At 67.3% G+C, this 21,989-nt stretch carries 20 protein-coding genes; 3 read left to right on the top strand and 17 right to left on the bottom strand.

Annotated elements, in window-relative coordinates; all coding sequences use genetic code 11:
- Window positions 1-29: 29 nt before the first annotated feature.
- On the top strand, window positions 30-1,787 hold the full coding sequence (locus FX134_RS11035; protein ID WP_080801763.1) for an FAD-binding protein: 1,758 nt from the start codon (window positions 30-32) through the stop codon (window positions 1,785-1,787).
- A gap of 164 nt (window positions 1,788-1,951) precedes the next feature.
- On the opposite strand, the gene FX134_RS11030 is transcribed toward FX134_RS11035, so the two are convergent.
- The 3 genes from FX134_RS11030 to FX134_RS11020 form a co-directional block, all read right to left on the bottom strand.
- Window positions 1,952-2,557, bottom strand: a complete 606-nt coding sequence (locus tag FX134_RS11030) for an HD family phosphohydrolase (protein ID WP_080801759.1) — start codon at window positions 2,555-2,557, stop codon at window positions 1,952-1,954.
- Window positions 2,558-2,823: 266 nt separating this feature from the next.
- Window positions 2,824-3,705, bottom strand: a complete 882-nt coding sequence (locus tag FX134_RS11025) for a putative manganese transporter (protein WP_080801756.1) — start codon at window positions 3,703-3,705, stop codon at window positions 2,824-2,826.
- Window positions 3,706-3,796: 91 nt separating this feature from the next.
- The gene (locus FX134_RS11020) at window positions 3,797-4,057 is read right to left on the bottom strand and encodes a helix-turn-helix domain-containing protein (protein WP_080801752.1); all 261 of its coding nucleotides are present in this window, start codon (window positions 4,055-4,057) and stop codon (window positions 3,797-3,799) included.
- Window positions 4,058-4,130: 73 nt separating this feature from the next.
- Between FX134_RS11020 and FX134_RS11015 the strand changes: the two genes are divergently transcribed.
- A complete protein-coding gene (locus FX134_RS11015) occupies window positions 4,131-4,352 on the top strand; it encodes a helix-turn-helix domain-containing protein (RefSeq protein ID WP_080801749.1) in 222 nt (73 codons plus the stop codon).
- A gap of 152 nt (window positions 4,353-4,504) precedes the next feature.
- Here the strand turns inward: FX134_RS11015 and FX134_RS11010 are convergent, their stop codons facing one another.
- From FX134_RS11010 to FX134_RS10945, 14 genes are all read right to left on the bottom strand, one after another.
- Window positions 4,505-5,761, bottom strand: coding sequence for an ammonia-forming cytochrome c nitrite reductase subunit c552 (locus FX134_RS11010; protein ID WP_172623461.1), 1,257 nt, complete (start codon window positions 5,759-5,761; stop codon window positions 4,505-4,507).
- Between the two features lie 417 nt (window positions 5,762-6,178).
- On the bottom strand, window positions 6,179-7,813 hold the full coding sequence (gene groL / locus FX134_RS11005) for a chaperonin GroEL (protein WP_080801742.1): 1,635 nt from the start codon (window positions 7,811-7,813) through the stop codon (window positions 6,179-6,181).
- Window positions 7,814-7,855: 42 nt separating this feature from the next.
- Window positions 7,856-8,143, bottom strand: coding sequence for a co-chaperone GroES (locus tag FX134_RS11000; RefSeq protein WP_080801739.1), 288 nt, complete (start codon window positions 8,141-8,143; stop codon window positions 7,856-7,858).
- A 255-nt stretch (window positions 8,144-8,398) separates the two neighbouring features.
- Window positions 8,399-9,082 carry a response regulator transcription factor gene (locus FX134_RS10995; protein WP_080801735.1) on the bottom strand — a complete coding sequence of 228 codons (684 nt, stop codon included), beginning with the start codon at window positions 9,080-9,082 and terminating at the stop codon, window positions 8,399-8,401.
- Between the two features lie 3 nt (window positions 9,083-9,085).
- Window positions 9,086-10,309 carry a sensor histidine kinase gene (locus FX134_RS10990; RefSeq protein ID WP_080801728.1) on the bottom strand — a complete coding sequence of 408 codons (1,224 nt, stop codon included), beginning with the start codon at window positions 10,307-10,309 and terminating at the stop codon, window positions 9,086-9,088.
- A 197-nt stretch (window positions 10,310-10,506) separates the two neighbouring features.
- Window positions 10,507-12,132, bottom strand: coding sequence for an FAD-dependent oxidoreductase (locus FX134_RS10985; protein WP_080801726.1), 1,626 nt, complete (start codon window positions 12,130-12,132; stop codon window positions 10,507-10,509).
- Between the two features lie 171 nt (window positions 12,133-12,303).
- Window positions 12,304-13,824, bottom strand: coding sequence for an FAD-dependent oxidoreductase (locus FX134_RS10980; RefSeq protein WP_080801723.1), 1,521 nt, complete (start codon window positions 13,822-13,824; stop codon window positions 12,304-12,306).
- 142 nt (window positions 13,825-13,966) lie between these two features.
- Window positions 13,967-14,785, bottom strand: a complete 819-nt coding sequence (nadE, locus tag FX134_RS10975) for an NAD(+) synthase (RefSeq protein WP_080801720.1) — start codon at window positions 14,783-14,785, stop codon at window positions 13,967-13,969.
- A 70-nt stretch (window positions 14,786-14,855) separates the two neighbouring features.
- On the bottom strand, window positions 14,856-15,509 hold the full coding sequence (hypB, locus tag FX134_RS10970) for a hydrogenase nickel incorporation protein HypB (protein WP_080801717.1): 654 nt from the start codon (window positions 15,507-15,509) through the stop codon (window positions 14,856-14,858).
- Entirely contained in the window at window positions 15,500-15,880 is a 381-nt protein-coding gene (gene hypA, locus FX134_RS10965) for a hydrogenase maturation nickel metallochaperone HypA (RefSeq protein ID WP_080801713.1), read from the bottom strand. The genes hypB and hypA overlap by 10 nt, the downstream gene beginning before the upstream one ends.
- A 171-nt stretch (window positions 15,881-16,051) precedes the next feature.
- A complete protein-coding gene (gene tatC / locus FX134_RS10960) occupies window positions 16,052-16,879 on the bottom strand; it encodes a twin-arginine translocase subunit TatC (RefSeq protein WP_080801710.1) in 828 nt (275 codons plus the stop codon).
- A 3-nt stretch (window positions 16,880-16,882) separates the two neighbouring features.
- On the bottom strand, window positions 16,883-17,620 hold the full coding sequence (locus FX134_RS15015) for a twin-arginine translocase TatA/TatE family subunit (RefSeq protein WP_080801707.1): 738 nt from the start codon (window positions 17,618-17,620) through the stop codon (window positions 16,883-16,885).
- 240 nt (window positions 17,621-17,860) lie between these two features.
- The gene (locus FX134_RS10950; protein WP_080801703.1) at window positions 17,861-18,055 is read right to left on the bottom strand and encodes a CASC3 protein CASC3; all 195 of its coding nucleotides are present in this window, start codon (window positions 18,053-18,055) and stop codon (window positions 17,861-17,863) included.
- 3 nt (window positions 18,056-18,058) lie between these two features.
- A complete protein-coding gene (locus tag FX134_RS10945; RefSeq protein ID WP_080801700.1) occupies window positions 18,059-19,414 on the bottom strand; it encodes an amidohydrolase family protein in 1,356 nt (451 codons plus the stop codon).
- A 233-nt stretch (window positions 19,415-19,647) separates the two neighbouring features.
- Between FX134_RS10945 and FX134_RS10940 the strand changes: the two genes are divergently transcribed.
- The gene (locus tag FX134_RS10940) at window positions 19,648-21,906 is read left to right on the top strand and encodes a TIGR04190 family B12-binding domain/radical SAM domain protein (RefSeq protein ID WP_172623460.1); all 2,259 of its coding nucleotides are present in this window, start codon (window positions 19,648-19,650) and stop codon (window positions 21,904-21,906) included.
- Window positions 21,907-21,989 lie beyond the last annotated feature (83 nt).

Here is a 21,989-nt window from a genome sequence, read left to right as displayed (position 1 = left end):
AAGCAGCAATCCTTTAGGAGGGAACCACCATGAAGACCATCACCGAGAGCAAGCTTTCCCGCCGCAACTTCCTGACCGGGGCCGCCGCCACCGGAGCGCTCGCCGCGTTCGGGCTTGCCGGCTGCGCGCCGCAGGCCAAGGCCGAGTCCGCCTCCGACGCCTCCGGCAGCGCCCCCGCGAACGCGAAGGCCGACGCCTCCGCCGGCTCCGCCTCCGCCGGCTGGCTGGGCAGCGCGCCCGAGATCGCCGCGGGCGATATCAAGGAGACGAAGACCACCGAGCTTCTGATCATCGGCGCGGGCAACGGCGGCATGGCCGCAGCCGCCACGGCGGCCGACCTGGGCCTCGACTTCACCATCTGCGAGAAGTCCGGCTCGGTGCAGCGCACGCGCCACTGGTTCGGCGCCATCAACACCAAGTACACCGAGGCCGCCGGCGCGCACGTGGATACCGCCCAGCTGCTCAACGAGTTCACGCGCTACGCCTCCGGCCAGGCCGACCAGCGCGTCGTGCGCGTGTGGATCGACGAGAGCGCCGAGGTTACCGACTGGCTCGACCCCATCCTCACCTCCGCGGGCATGACCTGCGCCTTCGACAACGACATCGACCACGAGACGGGCGGCACGAGCTTCGCGCTGTTCCCGATGGAGCACTACTACTCCGGCAAGGACTCCGCCGGCGAGGCCCTCGAGCGCAACAAGGTGCTGCTGGCCTACATCAACGACAAGGGCTACGACGTCACGTACAACCACTCGCTGGCCAAGCTCGTGCAGGACGATTCCGGCAAGGTGACCGGCGCCGTGTTCGAGACGCCCGAAGGCTACGTGCAGATCGACGCCGAGAAGGGCGTGCTGCTCACCACCGGCGGCTACACCAGCAACGCCGACATGCTGCGCGCGTGCAACCCGATGGTCGACCGCTGCGTGACGCTGCAGTACGGCTCGCCGAACAACGTGGGCGACGGCATCAAGGCGGCGCTGTGGGCCGGCGCGCAGAAGGATGCCGTCGGCGCGCCCATGATCTTCGACCGCGGCGCCGTGAAGCCGGGCGAGGACGCCGGCATCGTGAGCGCGCCGGGCGAGGTGGCCACGTTCATCGGCACCGACAAGCAGTTCAACCTGGGCTCGCAGCCGCTCATGAAGGTGGCGCGCGACGGCAAGCGCTTCGTGAACGAGTCCACCCCCTACGACTTCTGCTGCTTCGCGGCGGCGGGCAACGAGGGCGGCGTGTTCTGCCAGGTGTTCGACTCCAACCTGAAGGAGGACGTGAAGCGCTTCAGCACCATCGGCTGCTCGCGCCAGACCCAGCAGCTGCTAGCCAAGCAGGCAGACGCGCCGCTCGACGAGATCTACGCCGACCAGCTGGAGAAGGGCACCATGGTGAAGGCCGACACCATCGAGGAGCTGGCCGACAAGCTTGGCTTCTCCGGCGAAGCCAAGGAGGCCTTCCTGGCCGAGGTGGAGAAGTACAACGGCTTCTACGACGCGCAGGCCGACGCCGACTTCGGCAAGGAGCCCTACCGCCTGAGCGCGCTGCGCGAGGCACCGTTCTACGGCTGCTGGTACGGCGGATCGCTGCTGACCACGGTCGACGGCATCCGCATCAACGCCGACATGCAGGCGCTCGACCCGAACAACCAGGTGATCGAGGGCCTCTACGCCGCCGGCGATTGCTCGGGCAGCATGTTCGCCAACAACTACCCCGAGTACATCGTGGGCTGCGCCTGCGGCCGCACCATCACCTTCGCCCGCCACGCCGTGCGCCACATGGCCGGCGACCTGGCGTAGCGCCCGCGCGAACCCCGACGCCTCCCTCCCTCCGAACGCCCCGCCGCGCGCAACCGCGGCGGGGCGTCTCTGCGTTGCCAAAGCCCCATCTTCGCTCCTAAAACACGCCTCGTGCGCTGAGGCGTGTTTTAGGAGCGAAGATGGGGGCGAAAGAGCGGAAGCCCCTACCCCTCGGCGGGGGCGAATGTGTCCTTGTCGGGGGCGAAGGACTGCATGGCCTCGATGGTGCGGGCGAAGAGTTCGTCCAGCTCCCAGCCGAGCATCTCGGCGCCCGAGCGGATGACGTCGCGGTTCACGCCGGCGGCGAAGCGCTTGTCCTTGAACTTCTTCTTGAGCGACTTCACCTCGAAGTCCATGACGCTCTTGCTGGGGCGCATGACGATGGCCGCGCCGATGAGGCCCGTCAGCTCCTCGGTGGCGAACAGGATCTTCTCCATCTGCAGCTCAGGCTTGGGCAGCTCGGGGTTGAAGTCGGAGGTGTGGCTCTGGATGGCGCGGATGAGCTCGGGCGAGCCGCCGGCGGCCTCGATGAGCGGCGTGGCGTACAGCGTGTGCTTCTCCGGCTCGTCGTCGTGCTCTTCCCAGTCCAGGTCGTGTAGCAGGCCCACGATGCCCCAGAACTCCTCGTTATCCGGGTCGAACTCGCGCGCGAAGTAGCGCATGGTCTGCTCCACCGTCTCAGCGTGCTCGATGTGGAACGGATCCTTGTTGTGCTCCTGCAGCAGCGCGAACGCCTCGTCGCGCGTCATGCCGGCTTCTAACGTGGCCATGGGCGATGCTCCTCTCGTTTTGCGGTCTCGTCATACTATAGCCGTGCGAGCGCACCGAAGGCCAGAGGCAGCGCGGCATTCTTCTTCGGATTCCGAAGAAGATTCAGCAATATTGCACCCGCCGTGCTGCACCAAGCTTCACAGCGGCCATTTTGTCACACTTCAAAAAACCTGTATTGAACAGGCACTTCTCGACATTTTTCCTGATCACAGTCTTGCACAAAAATGACCGCTGTGAAGCTCTGCGCAGTTTTCGCGCAAGCAACCTAGAACACGATGCCCAGCGCGTTCGCGATGAGGCCCCAGGCCACCCCGGTGGCGTACAGGCCCCCGATGATGGCGAGGTTCTGCTTCCAGTGGCGGTTCGTGCGCACGAGCACGAGCAGGCCCACGCCCGCGCTCACCAGGAGTCCCGCCAGCATCGCGCCCGAGCCCAGCACGCCGCTCACGTACAGCTGCGCGATGACGATGCTGGCCGCGCAGTTGGGCACGAGGCCCACGAGCGCCGAGCCGAACACCGAGAGCACCGGGTTCGCGCTGAGGAACTCGCCGAGCACGTCCTCCCCCACCACTTCCAGCACGCCGTTCAGCACGATGGTGATGGCGAAGATGAACAGCGTCACCTGCACCGTGTGCCTGAGCGCGCTCTTGAGGATGCCGCCCTCGCCGTCGTGGCAGTGGCAATGGTCCTGCTCGCACAGGTCGTGGATGTGCAGCGGCGCGTCAATGCGGCGCGCGAGGCGCAAGGCCGCGTCCACGATGAAGCCCATCACCATGCCGATGACGATCTTCGCGCCGAGGATCTTGAGGATCACATCGAGCGGCACCTGCTCGGCGATGAGGATGGGCAGCATCTCGTCCGACGTGGACAAAAACACGGCGAACAGCGTGCCGAGCGTGATGACGCGCCCGGCCCAGAGCGTGGCCGCCACGGCCGAGAACCCGCACTGCGGCACGACGCCCACCACCGCGCCCACGATGGGCCCCGCGGCCCCGGCGCGCTGCACGGCCGCCTGCGCCTTGCCGCCGGTCTTGTGCTCGAGCCACTCCATGGCCAGGTAGGTGACGAACAGGAACGGGATGAGGTAGAGGGTGTCCGCGACCGAATGCTCCAGTACGTGCCCCGCTATGTGCAAGAATTCTTCCATGGGTCGCTATTGTAGTCCAACGCGCGCTCGCCGGACCCGTCGTAGCCGAACGGTCATCATATGCGGAAAGTCGCGCCTTGGCGCCTCGAGGCTAGCGCCGGGATCCGGGCTTGATCGAGTCGATGTCCTTGTCGAGGTCGACCAGGTCCGCCACGCCCACGTCGAGCGCCGTCGCGATCCGGTAGAGGCCGTCCACGCCGACGGCCACCTTGCCCTTCTCGATGCGCGAGATGTACGCTCCGTCGCTCGCGCCGCCGATCATCTGGGCGAGCTTCGCCTGCGAAAGCCTCTGCGCCTCGCGGCACGCGCGCACCCTCGCGCCGACTGCTTGTCTGAACTCGATAGGTTCCATGCAGCTAGGGTATTCGCTACAATCGTCAGATGCTGGACTGATCGATCATTTTCCGAGAACGGAGTGCGGAGGCATGGACGACTCGCGCAGAAGCACCGAGAAGCTCCTGGCCCTGATGGAGCGCAGCGGTAAGACCTTCGCCGATCTGGAGGCCGCCGGCGTCGTGCGTCCCGCGCAGCTGAGGCTGCTTGAAAACGGGCGGTTCGGCGGACTGCGCACGACGACGCTCATCGAGCTGTCCGATTTCCTAGGATGCGGCGTGGCCGACGTCGTGGCCGCGATAGAACGCGACTAGGCGCGCACCTCGGCGAATGGAGGGGGCGAACGTATCGGCAGGGGCGGCGCGACGGCCGCCCCTGCCGGAGGAGGGCGGCGGGCCATCGGGAGAGAGGCCCGCCGTCATGGAGTCGCCGGCGCCGCAGAAGACGGCGCGGCGCGGAGTGGTCGTCAGCCGATGAGGGCCATCGCCTCGTCGACGGCGGCTTCAGCCTTGTCCAGCGTCTCTTCGGTGAGCTCGCTGTTGTGCGCGCCCTCGCTGTTCTCCGTCATGACGAAGTCCCAGTAGAACTGCGCCGTGCGATGCAGGTCGCGCACCGCGTCAAGGCTCTCGCCCGCAAGCGAGCCGTCCGCGATGGCGGCCTCGGTCGCGTCGATGAGGCCCTCGATGCGCGCGGCCACAGCGTGCTCGCGCTCGACCGTCTTCTCCTGGATGGCGGCCACCTCGGCCTTGATGTCGGCGTGGCAGTTCGCGCAGTCGTTGGCGATGAGGTCGTCGTTCTCAAGCGGGCTCACCCACAGGTGGCTCTTGTACTCGTTGCCGTTCTCGTCCACCGACGGCGCCATGTGGCAGTCGGAGCAGCTGTAGCCGCGCTGCGCCATGGGCGACATCTCGCCGCCGTAGTTCGTCTCGAACTCAGGATGCTGCACCTTGATCATCTCGGCGCCGGTGCGCGGGTTCACGTGGTCGACGTACCCCAGCTCGTTGTGGTTCGCCAGGATAGCGTCGGGCGTGGCCTCGGCGAGGCTCTTCCACGGGTTGTCGGCGGCCTTGTTCTCGCCGGGGAAGAAATACTCGTTGTGGCACTGGCCGCACGACATGGCACCGGCGGGCAGGCCGGCCGCCGCGTCGCCCACGTTGTCGATGAAGAACTGGCGCGTGGCCACCGCCCCGTTGTCGCGCGGACTGTCCACGTGGCAGTCGGCGCAGCTGATAGGCTCGCTCACCTGGGCCAGGATGTCGTCGAACGGTGCCTTGTTGAGCGTGGGATCGGCGCTCTGCATGCGAATGAACTCGGAGGACTTGCAGGTGAGGCAGCTGGCGAGCTGCGGATCGCGCGGCGTTTCGGAAACGTCCTTGAGCGCGTAGGTGTGCCCGTTGGGCTCGTGGTAGGCCTCGGCGTACGACGCGCCCTCCCACAGCACCTTGATCTCGGGATAGTCCTCGCTCACCTCCTTGCCGCCGGTGTTTTCGCCGTTCTGCTGGTAGGTGGCGTACTCGTTGGGGTAGACCGCCTCCCACTGGTCGGCCGTGACGATGCCGTTCTCATTCGGCGCGGGCAGGCGGACGTCGAGCGCAGGACCGTCCTCCCGGGCCGGGTTGTCGTTCATCGTGGGCGCGCACGCCGCGAGGCCCACCGCGAGCACGCCCGCACAGGTCGCGGCGATCCATACGCCCAGGGTCTTCTTTCTCGTTCTGGTTGCCATCAACTCCCTTTCTCGCATTCGATAGGCGCAAAAGCGGGGCCGGGAGGGTCGCCGAACGCCGCTTCGCGACTCGCTGGGCATCGAGCAGGGAGGAGGAGAGATCGCTGCGCGGCGGGTCGCGAAGCGGGCGGCGGCATCGGGTCGCGCGCTTTCGCTGCACCCGTTATACCGGGACGGGCGGTCGGCATCCGTTGTTTTTCTAACGGAACGGGAAGCCCCCGCGCGAACGGACGAAAACGCCCCGCGACCGCCCTCCCCTTTCGGCGAACGGCCCGTGACAAAGGGACGGGACGGCGTCACGGCCGCCCCCCAGGAGATCGCCCAGCGCAGCTGAATCCCCGAACGCGGAGCGGGGCGACCGTCTGGCCGCCCCGCTCTCGAAAAGCTTTCTTATGCGTGCGATGAAAGCCGCGAGGCTTACATCATGCCGCCCATGCCGCCGCCACCGGCCATGGCCGCCAGGGCCGCCGGATCGGGATCCTTGGGGATCTCGTTGATGGTGGCCTCGGTGATGAGGATGAGGGCCGCCACGGAAGCCGCGGACTGCAGCGCCGTGCGGGTCACCTTCACCGGGTCGTTCACGCCCATCTTGATCATGTTGCCGTACTCGCCGTTGGCGCAGTTCAGGCCTTCGCCCTTCTTCATGCCCTTCACGTGCTCCACCACGACGCTACCCTCGAAGCCGGCGTTCTGCGCGATGGCGCGCATCGGGGCCTCAAGCGCCTTGCGGATGATGGCAACGCCCACTTCCTCGTCCTTGTCGGCGGCCTTCACCTTCTTGAGCGCGGGCAGCGCGTCCACGAGCGCCACGCCGCCGCCGGCGACGATGCCCTCTTCCACAGCCGCGCGGGTGGCCTGCAGGGCGTCCTCGATGCGGGACTTCTTCTCCTTGAGCTCGGACTCGGTGGCAGCGCCCACCTTGAGCACGGCCACGCCGCCGGACAGCTTCGCCAGGCGCTCCTGCAGCTTCTCGCGGTCGAAGTCGGAATCGACGCGCTCGAGCTCGGCGCGGATCTGATGGATGCGGTCCTCGATGGCCTTCTTGTCGCCGGCACCGTCCACGATGAGGGCGGTGTCCTTGGTCACCTTGACCGTCTTGGCATGGCCCAGCATGTCGATGCGGGCATCGGCCATGGTCATGCCGAAATCCTTGTCGATCACCTGCGCGCCCGTGACAGCCGCGATGTCCTCGAGGATGCGCTTGCGGCGGTCGCCGAAGCCGGGGGCCTTGATGGCCACGCAGTTGAACGTGCCGCGCAGCTTGTTCAGCAGGATGGTGGCCAGCGCCTCGCCCTCGACGTCTTCCGCGACGATGAACAGCGGGCGGCCGGACTTCATGATCTCCTCCAGCAGCGGCACCATGTCCTGGATGTTGGTGACCTTCTGGTCGGTGAGCAGGATGTAGGGGTCGTTGAGCACGGCCTCCATCTTCTCCATGTCGGTGGCCATGTACGGCGAGATGTAGCCGCGCTCGTACTGCATGCCCTCCACGATGTCCATTTCCAGGCCGAAGGTCTGGCTCTCCTCAACGGAGATGGCACCGTCGTTGCCCACCGCGCTCATGGCCTCGGCGATGGCGTTGCCGATCTCGGCGTCGCCGGCGGAGATGGTGCCGACGTTGGCGATCTGGTCCTTCGTGGACACCGGCGTGGCGTCCTTCTTGATGGCCTCGACGATGGCGTCGGTGGCCTTCTGGATGCCGCGGCGGATGCCGAGCGCGTCGGCGCCGGCGGTCACGTTGCGCAGGCCCTCGGACACGATGACGTCGGCCAACAGCGTGGCGGTGGTGGTGCCGTCGCCGGCCACGTCATTCGTCTTCACGGCCACCTCGCGCACCAGCTGGGCGCCCATGTTCTCGACCGGATCCTCCAGCTCGACTTCCTTGGCCACGGTCACGCCGTCGTTGGTGATGACGGGCGCGCCGTAGGACTTCTCCAGCGCCACGTAGCGGCCCTTGGGGCCGAGCGTCACCTTCACGGCGTCGGCCAGCTTGCTCACGCCGGCAGCGAGCGCGCTGCGGGCATCGGCCTCGAACTTGATATCTTTAGCCATTGCGGATGCTTCCTTTCGTAATGCGGAATCGGCACGTTGGGGTTAGGCGAACACGGCGTACAGGTCGTCGGCACGCAGGATGAGGACGTCCTCGCCCTCCACGTTGATCTCGGTTCCGCCGTACTTGCCGTACACGACCTTGTCGCCCACCTTCACCGGGACGGGAACCAGGTTGCCGTCCTTGTCGGTCTTGCCGTCGCCCACGGCCAGCACGGTGCCGCTCTGGGGCTTCTCCTTCGCCTCGGTGGCCAGGTACAGGCCCGAAGCCGTCGTCTCCTCGGCCTCGTCGGCCTTGACGATGACGCGATCACCCAGAGGTTTCAAATTCATAACGCTGCCTTCCTTTCGTCCGACCATTGTACGAAACTGGTTATCGCACGTTTGCTATTTAACCACTCGTTCGTGGTGACTGCTAGCACTCCGTGGTAACGAGTGCTAAGCACTGCGTAATCATAGCATCATCGCCCCCCAATGCAAGCGGTTTCGAGGAAATCTGAGCGCCCATCGCTGAGATTTGACGCAATCGTCAAACGATCGCCACAATTGCCGACGAGGCCCCGAGCGAAGCCCGCGCGCCCTCGGCGCTTAGCGCAGACCCGGCTTCACGAGGCCGCCCTCGTAGGCGCGCACCACGAGCTGGGCGCGGTCGTGGGCGTCGAGCTTCGCCATGATGCGCGCGAGGTGGGTTTTCACCGTGGCCGGCGAGATGAACAGGTCGGATCCTATCTCCTCGTTCGTCAGGCCGCGCGCCACCAGCACGAGGATCTCGCGCTCGCGGTCGGTGAGCGCGGCGAACGAGCCCGTGCGCGGCCCGGCCGCCAGGCTGGCCGGGCGCGAGGCCACGAACGTCTCGATGAGCCGGCGCGTGATGGAGGGCTCGATGAGCGCGTCGCCCTGCGCCACCACGCGTACGGCGGCCACGATCTCGTCGGGCTCGGCGTCCTTCAGCAAAAAGCCGCTCGCGCCCGCGGCTAACGCGTCGTAGACGTATTCGTCCAGGTCGAACGTCGTGAGGATGAGCACGCGCACGCCCTCGAGCTCCGCGTCGGCGCGGATGGCGCGCGTGGCCTCGATGCCATTCATGCGCGGCATGCGGATGTCCATGAGCACCACGTCGGGACGCAGCCGCCGCGCGAGCTCCACGGCCTCCCCGCCGTCGCGGGCCTCGCCGACCACCTCGATGCCGTCGTAGGACATGAGGATGAGCTTGAACCCGCTGCGCACGAGGTCCTGATCATCCGCCACCAGCACGCGCACCTTGCTCTCCATCCGCTACGCCTCCGTTCCCCTCACCGGGATGCTCGCCACCACGCGGAACCCGCCGCCCGCCTTCGCGCCCGCCGAGAACGCGCCGCCCAGCAGGTGCACGCGCTCGGCCATGCCCTCGATGCCGTGGCCGCCGCCCGCGCGGAGCGCGTCGCCCTCGCAGCCGCGCCCGTCGTCCTCCACGACGAGCCGCGCCTGGCCGTCCTCGAGCGCGACGCGGATGGCCGCCGAGCGCGCCCCCGCGTGGCGTACGATGTTGGTAGCCGCCTCGCGGGCGATGCCGAACAGCGCCATGTCCACGTGCGCCGGCACGCGCGCGCGATCGTAGGAGGACTCGTCGAGCGCGGCGTCGATGCCGGCGCCGCGCAGGTAGGAAGCCAGGTCGGCCAGCCGGTCGGTGCCGGCGGTGGGCGAGGTCTCCGCTTCGTCGCCGCAGCGCAGCACGCCGATCATGCTGCGGATGTCATCGAGCGCGCCCTTCGCGGTGGCGCGCACCGTGGCGATAGCCTCCTTGGCCGCCGCCGGGTCGCGGTCGATGAGCCGCTCGGCTGCCGCGGCCTGGATGCTCACGGCCGACAGCGAGTGCGCCGTGATGTCGTGCACCTCGCGCGCGATGCGCACGCGCTCCTCCTCCACGCGACGGGCGGCCTCCTCCTCGCGCGAGCGCTCGGCCTCGGTGGCGCGCTCCTCCACGGCCTGGACGTAGGCGCGGTGCACGCGGTAGGCGTAGCCGGCGAACGCGGCGGCCACCACGAGCGCGATGTTCTGGAAGCGCGTGAAGAACGCGAGGCTGGCCGTGCGCGAGGGCGCGTCGGCGAACAAAAGCCCGATCACGGCCACGGCCGCCCCCACGACCGCCTCGGCGCGGCCGCGCTCGTGGGCGATGGTGTAGAGCGCCACCACCGGTCCGACGATGGTAAGCGAGAAGCCGCTGAACGAGTTCTGCAAACTCAGGAACGCGACGAAGCAGAAGGCGAACACCGGCCACGGGTAGCGCCGCCGCACGATGAGCGGCAGCGTGGTGAGGGCGAGCGCCACGAACACCTGCACATTGGGCACGACGTTCACCATGCCGAGGTACTGGCGCAGCGCGAGGTCGGGGATGACGATGTTCGATGCCGCCAGCATGAGCTGCCCGCAGCCGAACAGAAACGCCACGGCCGTCACCGCGACGTCCACCGCCCAGTCCTTCGCCGTCATCGGCCGGTTGTTCACCAGAAAGTTTTCCATGCCCCCATACTAAGCCAGCCGCCCGCCCCGCGCCATACTCCATCGGGTGTAGGGGTGAGACAAAGGGACGGGGCAGGGTGACAAAGGGCCGGGGTAATGTCACGTTCTCGGGAGGCTTGCGGCTTGCAGACGCGCCGGGGAACGTGACAATATCCCTTTGTCACCCTCAAAATGGCATAAAAGGGGACTGTCCCCTTTTATGCCAAATACTCCTTCACGGCGGTGGCGGCTTCGCGGCCGCTGTTCACTTGGTTGCCGAAGGCGGTGCCGGGCATGTTGATGGTGTACACGTTGCGGTAGAGCATGTTGCCGTCGTTGCCGATGGCGTAGAGGCCCTCGATGGGGTCGCGGTCGCCGTCGAGCACGCGACGCTCTTTGTCGGTGGTGATGCCGCCGACGGAGAAGAAGTAGCTGTACGAGAGCTTGGCCAGGTAGAACGGCGCGTTCTCGATGACCACCATGAGCTCGGCGGGCTTGCCGAAGTCGGTGTCGGCCCCGGCCGCGCACAGCTCGTTGTAGTGGTCAACCGTGGCCTTGAGCGCGTCGGCGTCAAGGTCGAACTTCCCCGCCAGCTCCTCGATGGTGTCGCCGCGGTAGAGGCTGTCGCCGTCGTTTTTGGACACGGCGTCGTCGAACATCTTCTTCGCGTCGTCGTCTTTGCCGAAGAACCGATCGAAGATGCCCTGGTCGAACACCACGTAGTTCTCCTTGTTCGACTTGCCGGGGATGCACTGGAGCACCAGGTTGTCGTCGGCGAGGTTCTCGCGCGAGTAGCGCTGGCACGCCTCGTTCACCCACAGCACCGGGCCGCCCGCCGCGATGCCGAAGTAGCCGTTGATGGGGTTCTCGGCCGCGTCGTGGAAGTCGATGGGCGGGAAGGCCTGGATGGCGTAGAGGATGGACTGGGCCGACTGCGCCATGAAGTTGCGCGCGCCCTGGTCCATGGCCAGGCGGTAGCCGTCGCCGGCGGCGTTGGGCGAACCCACGATGTGGATGCCGTCGGTGTCCCAGCCCTGCTCGGCGATGACCTCGGCGTTGCCGCCGAAGCCGCCGGTGGCCAGCACCACGGCGCGCGCGTTGTACTGCACGACGCCCTCGTCGCCCTCGGCGTAGGCCCCGGTCACCTTCTTGTCGCCGTCGCGCATGATGCCGTTCACGGTGGTGTTGAGGTGCACCTCCGCCCCCAGCTCGTCGAGGCGCGCCTTCATGGGATCGACGTAGCCCACCTGGGCTTTCCCGTCCTGGAACCAGTGGAACGTGGGGAACAGGCCGCCGTAGTAGTCATCCACGTTGCCGGCGTACAGCACGCCCTGCTCCTGGCACCACTCGATGTTCTCGGCCGACTTGTTCACCAGGTCGAGCCACAGATCGCCGTTCTGGCGGTGCTGGCCGCGCGTGAGCTCGGCCTCGATGATCTCGGCGGGCTCGATCTCGATGCCCTGCTCGCGCTGCAGCGTCGAGTTGACCGCGAACATGCCCTCGACGAAGCTGGCGTTGCCGCCCACCTGTGAGCCCTTCTCCACCAGGATGAACTTCGTGCCGTCGAGCGCTGCCTGCACCGCGCACGCCAGCCCGCTGCCGCCCGCGCCCACGATGAGCAGGTCGGTGTCGTAGGTCTTGTCGACGTTGGCCGGGGCAGGGCTGCCGAGCACCGCGTCGCCGTTCGTGCCCGTGCCGGTGCCGCCGGCGTCGCCCTGGCCCGTGGCCTGGGGCTCCTGCGCGCACGCGGTCAAACCGCCCGCCAGCGCCAGCGCGCCCGTGGCGCATGCGCCGGCCAAAAACGCGCGGCGCGACACGCCGGAGTTGCTCGCATCTTCGTTCATGGGGAAGACCTCGCTTCCTTGTCCGGAGCCGCTCGTCGCGGACGAGGGACGCCCGCCGCGGCTTTCGCGAATAGGTACGAGATCATTCTTCCATGGGGGTGTCGAGGCCCGGTTCCCGCCCCTTTGCACCTTGGCAACCGGCCGACAACGCAGAGCTCAGCGCGGCGGCGGCTAGCCTTGCGCGTCCTCCTCGTCGAGGGACGCGGCTACCGCCTGGCCAACCAGCTGGCCGAACGCCCCGTTCGCCGCCAGGCCGTCGGGGCTGCCCGCAGCCGCCGACCCGCAGCAGAACACGCCCGGGATGGCCGCGCCCGCCGCGTTCAGCACGCGGCCCTCGCCGTCGGTCTTCACGCCGCCGCGCGACTTGTAGCGCACGGGGAACTGCTTGAGCGCGTAGAAGGGGCCTTCAAGCGGGCGTAGGCTCAGCACACGGCCGAAGTCGTCGTCCTTGCCCGCCTTCACCAGCTCGTTGTAGCGGTCGATCGTGGCCGCGAGGGCGTCGCCCGGCAGCCCCGTCGCCTCGGCGAGCTCTTCCGCAGTGTCGCACGGGCCCGCGAAGCGCTTCGCGTTCTGGCTGGTCAGCTGCGCGATACTGCGCGATTGGCCGCTCTCGGCCAGCTGCTTGTCGAACACCGTCCACCAAAAGCCCCGCTCGCCGGCGAAGCAGGCGTTCGCCACCGCGCCGGATCCGTCCTCGCGGGCGAAGCGAGCGCCCAGCGCGTCCACGGCCACCACCGGTCCGAACAGGCTCCACGCCGCCGCCTGCGGCAGGTCGCTCGTGAGCGGCGCCGCTTTGTCCATGCCGGAGAGCTGGCCGCCCGCCGCCGCGCACAGAAGCTGGCCCTCGCCCATGGACGCCACGGTGTAGCAGCCGACGCGCTCGTAGTCGGGCGTGTAGGCGTGCACGAGCGGCTGGCTGCTGGCGAACCCGCCGGTGGCCACCACGACGCGCCGCGCACGCACGTCGGTCACCGTCCCCCCGCTCACGGCCGCGAACCGCACGCCGCACACGGAGCCGTCCGCTGCGAGGATGAAGGCTTCGGCCCGCAAGCCGGTGGAGAACAGCGCCCCCTTCTCCGACAGCCCGTCGCGCAGAGGGACCATCGCGCTCTCCATGTCGCCGAGACCGTTCTTCGGCAGCAGGATCGAGCCGTTCTCGCCGTCGCGCGCATAGGTCGCAGGGTCGGCGAACTGCGCGCCGTACTCGTCAACCAGGTGGTCGACCCAGGCGGGCGCCGCCTCGAACAGGCGCTTGGCGAAGTCGAGATCGGTCACGCCGGCGGCCTCGAGCTCCTTCTTGCGCGCGCCCCATTCGGAGGCGGCATCGGCCTTGATACCCGCAGCGCGCTGCACGCCGCTGCCCGCCACGCGCATCACGCCGTTCGACGTGAAACTCTCCCCGCCCAGAAGGTCGAGCTTGTCCGCCACCATGACGGAACGCTTGGCCTCGAGGGGCGCCATGGCGGCCGAGAGCCCGGCGATGCCGCTGCCCACCACGAGCACGTCCACGTCCGAGGAGAACGAGACAGCCGGCTGGCCCATGACGCTCGCATCCTCGGCCTTGCCGCCGACAACGCTCGCATCGAGGGGGTTCGCCGGCAGCTGGCCCGATTCGCACGAACCGAGGACGCCCCCGGCGGCGAGGGCGGCGGTCGATATGCCGGCGAGTTTGAAGAACGAGCGGCGCTCCATGGCGTGCGGCTCCTTTTGAGCGAGGGCGGTCGTGCGGATCCCGATCTGAGCAGAGTATAGTGACGCCCCCGCCGCGCACGAGGGCGGCAGGGGCGTTCGCCACGCAATCTTCGCAGGAGTAGTGCGGCTGCCGTCCCGCTCCTTACCCGTAGAACTCCACGTCGGGCGACGGGGGCTCCAAGGCGCGCTTGAAGGCGGTGGCGCGGACGGTGCGCAGCACGCGCTCCACGTCGCGCTCGGCGAACCCGGCTCGCACCAGGCCTTCCGCATCCAGGCCCTGCTCGATGTGCGCGAACAGCAGCTTGTCCAGCGTGTCGTAGTCGATGCCCATGCTCTTCTCGTCCTCCTGGTCGGGCGAGAGCTCGGCGCTCGGCGGCTTCGCGAACACGCGCTCGGGGATGGGCGGCTGCGCGCCCTCGGCCTCCGCGCGCTCGTTGCGCCAGCGCGCCACGGCGTACACGTCGCTCTTGTACAGGCCGCCGATGGGGGCGAACGCGCCGGCCGTGTCGCCGTAGAGCGTGGAGTAGCCCATCATGGCCTCGCTCTTGTTGCCCGTGTTCACCAGCATCCAGCCGTGCGCATTCGACAGCGCCATGAGGCACACCATGCGGCAGCGCGCCTGCGTGTTCTCGGCCGCGAGGCCCTTGAGCTCGCCGCCGCACGCCCGCGCGAGCACGCGCTCGAAGGCCTCGAACGGCTCGCAGATGGACACGACCTCCGCGCGGATCCCCAGATTGTCGGCCAGTTCGCGCGCGTCCTCCACCGAATGCTCGCTCGAGTAGGGGCCCGGCAGCAGCACGCCGTGCACCCGCTCCGCGCCGAACGCGTCTGCGCACATCGCCGCCACCAGGGTCGAGTCCATGCCGCCCGACAGCCCTATCACCACGTCGGTGAACCCTGCGCCCTCCGCGAACTCCTTGAGCGCGCCAACGCACGCGTCGTACTTCTCGCCCGTCTTCATACGCCGATCCTTTCGCTCGCCCAGCCGCTGCCCCCAGTGTAGGCGCGTCCTGTTTCCACCCGGTTGCGGATTACTGAATGGCGCGGATGCGCTCGGCCAGCCACTCGGCCCACGCCTCCACGCCCTCGCCCGTCGTGGCCGCGATGGGGAAGATGGGCGCGGCCGGATTGAGCTGGCGCACCGCGCGCTCGAACTCGTCGCGGTCGAAGTTGAACACGGGCATGGTGTCCACCTTGTTGAGCACCACGGCCTCGGCCGCCTGGAACACGCCCGGGTACTTGAGCGGCTTGTCGTGGCCTTCGGGCACAGAGAGTATCATCACCTTGAGGTTCTCGCCCAGGTCGAAGTCGGTGGGGCACACGAGGTTGCCCACGTTCTCCACGATGATGAGGTCCAACCGCGCGAGGTCGAGCACGTCGATGGCGCGCTTGATCATGGCGCCCTCCAGGTGGCACGCGCCGCCCGTGTTGATCTGCACGGCGGCGATGCCTTGCGCCTTGATCTTCTCGGCGTCCACCTTGCTGGCGATGTCGCCCTCGATGACGGCGATGTTAAACTCGTCGCGCAGCGCGTCGATGGTGGCGAGGATCGTAGACGTCTTGCCGGAGCCGGGGCTGGCCAAAAGATCGAGCACGAACACGCGGTTCTCAGCGAAGCGCTGCCGCAGCTCGGCGGCGATCTCCTCGTTCTTCTGCAAGATGGGTTGCTTCAGGTCTATCTGCATGGCTGCTCCTCGGCCTCCTCGCCGTCGGGGATGTCCACCTCGATGCTGTCGATCTGCAGCTCGCGGCCGGCGATGAGCTCGGTGGCGAAGCTGCCGCATTCGGGGCACAGCATGTGGAAGCGGTCGTGCTCGTATTCCGCGCCGCACTCGAGGCAGCGGCTCTTCGGCCTGACCATCGTTATCTCGAGCTCGGCGCCCTCGCACAGCGTGCCGTCGGTGAGCACCTCGAACGCGAACTCGAGCGCGTCGGCGATGGCCTCGGTCATCTCGCCCACCGACAGGCTCACCTTGAGCACCCGCGTGGCGCCGGCCTGCTCGGCCGAGGCGGTGACCGCGTCCATCACGCCGGTCATGATTCCCAGTTCGTGCATGACGCTCCTTCCTTTGTTCGCGATCATGGTAGCCCAACCGCGCCGGTCACGCCCGCCTCGTTGAGCAAACGGCACGCACGCCTCCGCCGAAAGCTGCGCTCGCGGGCCCCGTTCGCGAAACGGCCCGCCGCGATGCGACGGGCCGTGCCAAAGCGAGCGGGATGCGGGGCCTTACTTCTTGGCCTTCGCCTTCTTGAGCGCGAGCTCCTCGGCGGCCTCCTCGGCTTCCTCGGCCGCGATCTCGGCGTTCTGCTTCTTGATGCGACCAGACAGGACGATGCGCGCGATGAGCAGGCTGCCCTCGTAGAGCGCGATCATGGCCGCGAACATCAGCAGCATGGTGACCGGCGAGGCATCGGGCGTGGCCATGGCCGAGATGACCATGAGCACCACGTACACCATCCGCCAACTGCCGCGCAGCTTCTTATACGGCACCACGTCGAAGATGACTAGGTAGAACACCACAAGCGGCAGCTCGAACGCCACGCCGAAGCCGATCTCGAACTTCACGATGGTGTCGATGTAGGTTGACATGCGCGGCGCCACCGTACCGAAACCCGCAGCTTGGTCGGTGAGCCACTGGAACGCAGGATTCAGGATAATGAGGTAGCAGAAGATCGTGCCGAACACGAACAGCGCGACGGCCGCACCGAACGTGGGGACGAACCACTTGCGCTCGCTCGGCTTCAGAGCCGGCAGAAAGAACGCGAGAATCTGCCACAAGATGACAGGGGCGCATGCGACGAGCGAGGCCCAGACAGACACTTTGAAGCGGGTCGAGAAACCCTCGAATGGATCAAGGGCCAAGGTGGATGCAAAGCCCTGAGCGTCCTGGGGAAGGAACTCGGCGATGGGTTGCAACAGGAAATGGCCGATCGTCTCCGAGGCCATGTAAAAGACGACGACAGCTACAGCCAGGCAGGCGATAATGCGCACGAGGCGCATGCGCAGCTCGCCCAGGTGGTCGAAAAGGGGCATACGTGCCGGTCCGATGGGCATGGCTTACTCCCCCTTCTCGTTCTGGGCCGCGGCCTTGGCGGCCTCTTCGGCGGCTTTCTTGTTGGCCGCGCGCGTGGCGGCGGCCTTCTTCGCGGCGGCGGAGCGGGCGGCGGCCTTCTCGGCTTCGGTCTTCGCCGCAGCGGGCTTGGGTGCGGGCTTCTTCGCCGCGGCCGGCTTGGGCGCCGCAGGCTTGGCGGTCGGCTTGGACACCGCAGGCTTCGTCGTCGCAGGCTTGGCCGCGGGCTTCGTGCCGTACAGCTCGTCGGCCGAGGGCTTCGGCTTCGCGGCTGCCGTCTCGGCGGGCTTCGCGGCAGGCTCTTCGGCAGCCGGCTTCTCGAATGAGCCGTCGGGCTTCGCCACCGGCTTCGCGGCGGCAGCAGCCGTGCCGGCGGCAGCGGCGGTCGTCGTCGCGGCAGCGGCCTTCTTCTCCTCGGCGGCCTTCTTGGCGGCGCGCTCCTTGTCGTACTTCGCCTTGCGCTCGGAGAAGCTCTCGGTCTTCTCCTGCTTCTTCTCGTCGCCCGCCACCTTCGACAGGGCCTCGAGCGGGTTCTTGAAGGGCTCGTCGGAGGTGGGGTCGTAGACTTCCGTCTTGATGACCTTGTTCATCTCCTCTTGAGCGCTTCTGAATTTATTGATGGCCTTCCCCAGCGTCTTCGCCATTGCGGGCAGTTTGTCGGGCCCGACAATAAGGAACCCGAACAGCAGGATGAGGAAGAACTCGAATGGGCCGATTCCAAACAAAGCAAACCCCTTTGTGCGGTTTCTCTACTCTCCACCGCGCCCCGTGCGCGGCAACGATTTATAGTATCACAACCACGCGCGGGCAAGCTGAACGAGCTTCCTTTACAGAAAAAGCATGGCGAGACGGCAAGGCCCGGCAGGGGGCGTCGTTGGCGTGCGGTGTCAGCAGGAGCGTCTCCAGTTGGCACCGCACGGGATCCTTCGACTCCGGCCTTCGGCCTCCGCTCAGGATGACAAAGGCTAGCTGCCCAAGAACGCGAGGGCCACGGTGGGGATGCCGAGGGCCAGCACGAGGATGATGCACACCACGATGGTGAAGATCTTCTTCGTCCTGGCCGCCGCCTCGCGACGCTCCTTCTCCTTGAGTTCCCGCTCCTGCGCCGCCTTGATGCGCGCGCTCTTCTGCTGTGCCGTCAGTTTCTGATTCGTTCCCATGTTCTACACCCTCAGCTTGCCGCGGATCTCGATGACGCGGGCGATGTTCTTGGCAACCTCCACGCCCACGTTCCACTTGCTCTTCTCGTACAGCGTGACGCCGTCCACCATGGTCATGAGGATGTCTGCACCGCTGCACGTGTTCACCACCGCCGACACGGGGTCGGTGGTGGGCGTCTGATGCGAGCCGGACAGGTCCACCGCGATGATGTCGGCGCATTTGCCGATGTCGAGCGAGCCTATCTTGTCGTCCAGCTTGAGCGCGCGGGCGCCCCCGATGGTGGCCATCTCCAGCATGGTGGCCGAGTCGAGGAACGTGCCCACGTTCACCGCGCGCTGCACGAGCATGCCGATGCGCATCTCGGTGAGCATGTCGGTGGAGTCAGTGGCCGCCGGCGAGTCGGTGCCCAGGCCCAGGCGCAGGCCGGCACGCATGAACTCGTTGATGGGGGCCACGCCCATGCCCAGCTGCGCGTTGCAGCGCGGGCACACGGCCACGGACACGTCGTACTCCTTGAGCTTCTGGATGTCCTTGTCGTCCACGTGCACGCAGTGGATGGCCAGCACGTTGTCGGACTCGAAGGCACCCCAGTTCAGCGCATAGCGCACGGGCGTCGTGCCCGTGGGCAGCCACGGCGGGATCTCCACGAAGCCGCGCTTCTCGTCCATGCGCTGCACCGAGAAGGGCGACGAGCCGTACTTGATGAAGTTGTACTCCTCGCGGTTGCCGGCCATGTGCATGGCCACGGGCACGTTCTCGCGGCGGGCGAACTCGGTCACCTTGCCGAACACGGACGGATGGCACACGTACATGGCGGCCGGCGCCACGCCGATGGTGATGCGCGACGAGTCCACTTCCTCGCGCCAGTGCATGATGTCGTTCTCGGCCACGCGCATGGCGTAGTCGACGCGGCGCTTGTCCATGGCGCCCACCTCGCGGTAGATGACGCTGCGCATGCCGAGCTTCTGCGTGGCGGTGCAGGCCGCGCCCGTGGTGGTGATGTCGGCCACCGTGGTGATGCCGCTGGAGAGCGCCTCGAGGCCGCCGAGGATGGCGGAGTCGTACCAGTCGCCCACGTCCATCTTCGCGCTCTTCTCCAGGATGGAGGTGATCCACGTGGTGTAGGGCACGTCGTGCACGATGCCGCGCATGACGGAGTTCTCCAGGTGCGTGTGCAGGTCCACCAGGCCCGGCATGAGGGCGGCTTGGCCGTAGTCGACGATCTCCTCGTCGGGATAGCGCAGCTTGAGCATGTCGGTGGTGCCGATGTCGCGGATGATGCCATCGCGGACGAGCACCGCGCCGTTCTTGAACGGCTCCGACGTGATGGGAAGAATGTATTGTGCGCACAGTAGCATACCGCTCCGCCTTTTCTCCCGAATCTCGTTCATTTCGTGTGGGCCGTATCATAGCATTCCCGGCCGCCTCTCCTCCAAAGACACAGAGGGCAATCGGTGGGGGCGCTGACGAACTGGCGCGGGGAGCAGCGCGCGAAACGCACGGACGAAGCTGTGGAAAAACCGGGCGGCGGGAATTCGGGCGGGGCATCGCGGAAAGCAGCGCTATACTTCGGCCTATGCAAACGCTTGACATGACATACATCCACGCGCCCGCCACGTACGACTTCCGCGAGCGCTCCATCATGTACGGGCCCGTGTCCGACATGGTGCCCTCCACGCCCATCTTCGAGATGTACCCGCTCGGGCTCACGACGCTCTGCGAGTACCTCGAGCGCCACGGGCTGCGCGCGCGCATCTACAACCTGGCGTCGATGATGCTGCACAAGAAGAACTTCGACGTGGAGCGGAACCTGGCCGCGCTCGACTCGCACATGTTCGGCATCGATCTGCACTGGATGCCGCACTGCCACGGCTCCATCGAGGTGGCGAAGATTTTGAAGCGCCTGCACCCGCACGTGCCGGTGTCGTTCGGCGGGCTGTCGGCGAGCATCTTCCACGAGGACCTCATCGCCTACGACTGCGTCGACTACGTGTTCCGCGGCGACTCCACCGAGGAGCCCATGCGCATGCTCATCGATCGCGTGTCGCGCGCGGCGCGCACGCACACGCCGGTGGGCGATCTGTCGGACATCCCGAACCTCACGTGGAAGGACGCCTCGGGGGCCGTCCGCATCAACCCCTTGAGCTGGGTGCCCGACGACATGGACGCCATCTCGCTCGACTACGCCTACCCCATGAAGGGCGTGCTGCGCCACCACGACATGACCAGCTACCTGCCCATGAAGGGCTGGCTCTCCTACCCCGTGACGGCCAGCCTCACCTGCCGCGGCTGCGCGCGCAACTGCGCCACCTGCGGCGGCAGCGCCTACGCGTTCAAGAACCACTTCGGCCGCCGGCGCGTGGCGTGGCGCGACCCGAAGCTTCTGATCCGCGACATCGAGAACGTGCAGAACCACGTGTGGGGGCCCATCTTCGTGCTGAACGACTTTCTGCAGGCGGGCGAGGAGTACACGCACGAGTTCATCACCGGGCTCAAGGGCAAGGTGCACAACCCTATCGGCTTCGAGTTCTTCGGCCCGCCGCCGGGGGGCGACGAGTTCTACCAGCTGCTCGACGACAACCTGGGCAACTGGTCGGTGGAGATCTCGGCCGAGAGCCACGATGACGACGTGCGCAAGGCCTTCGGCAAGGGCCACTACAAGATGGCCGAGCTTGAGGAGACCATCGTCGACGCGCTGAGCCACCCCAACTGCGAGCGGTTCGACCTATACTTCATGACCGGCATCCCGCAGCAGACCGCCGCGAGCGTGCGCGAGACAGGCGCCTACGTGCAGCATCTCTACGAGCGCGTCGGGTACGACCCGCGGCTCGTGGTGCTGACCTCGCCGATGGCGCCGTTTCTGGACGTGGGGTCCATCGCGTTCGACAACCCGGAGAAGTACGGCTACAAGCTGCGCGCCCGCACGTTCGAGGAGCACCGCGAGCGCATGATCCTGCCCTCGTGGAAGCACATCATGAACTACGAGAGCGACTACATGAGCGTGGACGAGATGGTGGACGCCACCTACGACGCGGCGCTGGACGTGAACCGCATCAAGGGCGAGCACGGCATCCTGGACGCGGGGATGGCAGCCGCCACCGACAAGCGCATCCGCGAGGCGCGCGAGCAGATGAACCGCCTGGACGACGTGCTGTACAACGGTACCGGCCGCATCGATGCGCGCCTGGGGGCGCTGAAAGCCGAGTTCGAGCGGCTCTCCGAGAACACCGTGGCCGAAAAGTCGGAGCTGAACTGGGCCTTCGACGTGAAGCCGACGCATGCGAAACACCTGGCGAAGCTGTGGCTGGCCAACGAGCCGGCCAACGCGCTGGCGAAGCTGACCGGCAAGTGGCGACCCGCCGCGAGCGACTTCGAGTATCCGGACCAGACTACCGGCGAGCTCTCCCCCGCCTGGAACGCCGACGGCACGCCCAACTGCACGTTCAAAGGCATGGCCGTGGACGGCATGGGCGACGGGCGGGCGCTCGCCGACGAGAGCGGCGCGCAGGTGGCCGCATTCGGCAGCGTGGTGGCCCCCGGATTCTCGGAGGCGAACACGAACGAGGCTTTCGACGCCGCGAACGCCCAGCTCGAGGCCGGACGCGCGGGTACGGGTGTGGAGGCCGGGCGCTACGCCGCCATCCGCGCCGAGGCCGCGCGCACCGTCGAGCGCGACCCGCTGCTCGAGCAGATGATGGCCGAGGAGCGCGAGCGCGCCGAGGCTCTAGCGCGCGGAGAGGTGGCGCGCACCGTGCCGCGCGACGCCGGCGGCCTGCAAGGAGCCGGCGGCGCCAAGGGCGCCCGTGAGGCCCGCAAGCTGGGAGAGCTGCGCGATAGGAAGGCGGAGTAAGGAACGCGTCGGCGCTGCGCAGCAATCCCCTGTTCGGCGCAGCGCACGAGAATTCCGGTTTCGTGGCAGGTTTCGGCGGAAAT

The sequence above is a fragment of the Arabiibacter massiliensis genome, from assembly GCF_902386925.1.
Lineage (GTDB): Bacteria > Actinomycetota > Coriobacteriia > Coriobacteriales > Eggerthellaceae > Arabiibacter > Arabiibacter massiliensis.
The sequence above is the reverse complement of the archived record's forward strand: the minus strand, read 5'-3'. Positions and strand labels throughout refer to the sequence as shown.

What these genes read in the sequence shown, in the direction of transcription:
- FX134_RS10945 (WP_080801700.1), bottom strand. Translation starts at nt 19,414, where the DNA reads ATGCTACTGTGCGCACAATACATTCTTCCCATCACGTCGGAGCCGTTC.
- FX134_RS11000 (WP_080801739.1), bottom strand. Translation starts at nt 8,143, where the DNA reads ATGAATTTGAAACCTCTGGGTGATCGCGTCATCGTCAAGGCCGACGAG.
- FX134_RS10980 (WP_080801723.1), bottom strand. Translation starts at nt 13,824, where the DNA reads ATGGAGCGCCGCTCGTTCTTCAAACTCGCCGGCATATCGACCGCCGCC.
- FX134_RS11030 (WP_080801759.1), bottom strand. Translation starts at nt 2,557, where the DNA reads ATGGCCACGTTAGAAGCCGGCATGACGCGCGACGAGGCGTTCGCGCTG.
- groL (WP_080801742.1), bottom strand. Translation starts at nt 7,813, where the DNA reads ATGGCTAAAGATATCAAGTTCGAGGCCGATGCCCGCAGCGCGCTCGCT.
- hypA (WP_080801713.1), bottom strand. Translation starts at nt 15,880, where the DNA reads ATGCACGAACTGGGAATCATGACCGGCGTGATGGACGCGGTCACCGCC.
- FX134_RS11015 (WP_080801749.1), top strand. Translation starts at nt 4,131, where the DNA reads ATGGACGACTCGCGCAGAAGCACCGAGAAGCTCCTGGCCCTGATGGAG.
- FX134_RS10950 (WP_080801703.1), bottom strand. Translation starts at nt 18,055, where the DNA reads ATGGGAACGAATCAGAAACTGACGGCACAGCAGAAGAGCGCGCGCATC.
- FX134_RS10995 (WP_080801735.1), bottom strand. Translation starts at nt 9,082, where the DNA reads ATGGAGAGCAAGGTGCGCGTGCTGGTGGCGGATGATCAGGACCTCGTG.
- FX134_RS11020 (WP_080801752.1), bottom strand. Translation starts at nt 4,057, where the DNA reads ATGGAACCTATCGAGTTCAGACAAGCAGTCGGCGCGAGGGTGCGCGCG.
- hypB (WP_080801717.1), bottom strand. Translation starts at nt 15,509, where the DNA reads ATGCAGATAGACCTGAAGCAACCCATCTTGCAGAAGAACGAGGAGATC.
- FX134_RS10940 (WP_172623460.1), top strand. Translation starts at nt 19,648, where the DNA reads ATGACATACATCCACGCGCCCGCCACGTACGACTTCCGCGAGCGCTCC.
- FX134_RS11025 (WP_080801756.1), bottom strand. Translation starts at nt 3,705, where the DNA reads ATGGAAGAATTCTTGCACATAGCGGGGCACGTACTGGAGCATTCGGTC.
- nadE (WP_080801720.1), bottom strand. Translation starts at nt 14,785, where the DNA reads ATGAAGACGGGCGAGAAGTACGACGCGTGCGTTGGCGCGCTCAAGGAG.
- FX134_RS10985 (WP_080801726.1), bottom strand. Translation starts at nt 12,132, where the DNA reads ATGAACGAAGATGCGAGCAACTCCGGCGTGTCGCGCCGCGCGTTTTTG.
- FX134_RS10990 (WP_080801728.1), bottom strand. Translation starts at nt 10,309, where the DNA reads ATGGAAAACTTTCTGGTGAACAACCGGCCGATGACGGCGAAGGACTGG.
- FX134_RS11010 (WP_172623461.1), bottom strand. Translation starts at nt 5,761, where the DNA reads ATGGCAACCAGAACGAGAAAGAAGACCCTGGGCGTATGGATCGCCGCG.
- FX134_RS11035 (WP_080801763.1), top strand. Translation starts at nt 30, where the DNA reads ATGAAGACCATCACCGAGAGCAAGCTTTCCCGCCGCAACTTCCTGACC.
- tatC (WP_080801710.1), bottom strand. Translation starts at nt 16,879, where the DNA reads ATGCCCATCGGACCGGCACGTATGCCCCTTTTCGACCACCTGGGCGAG.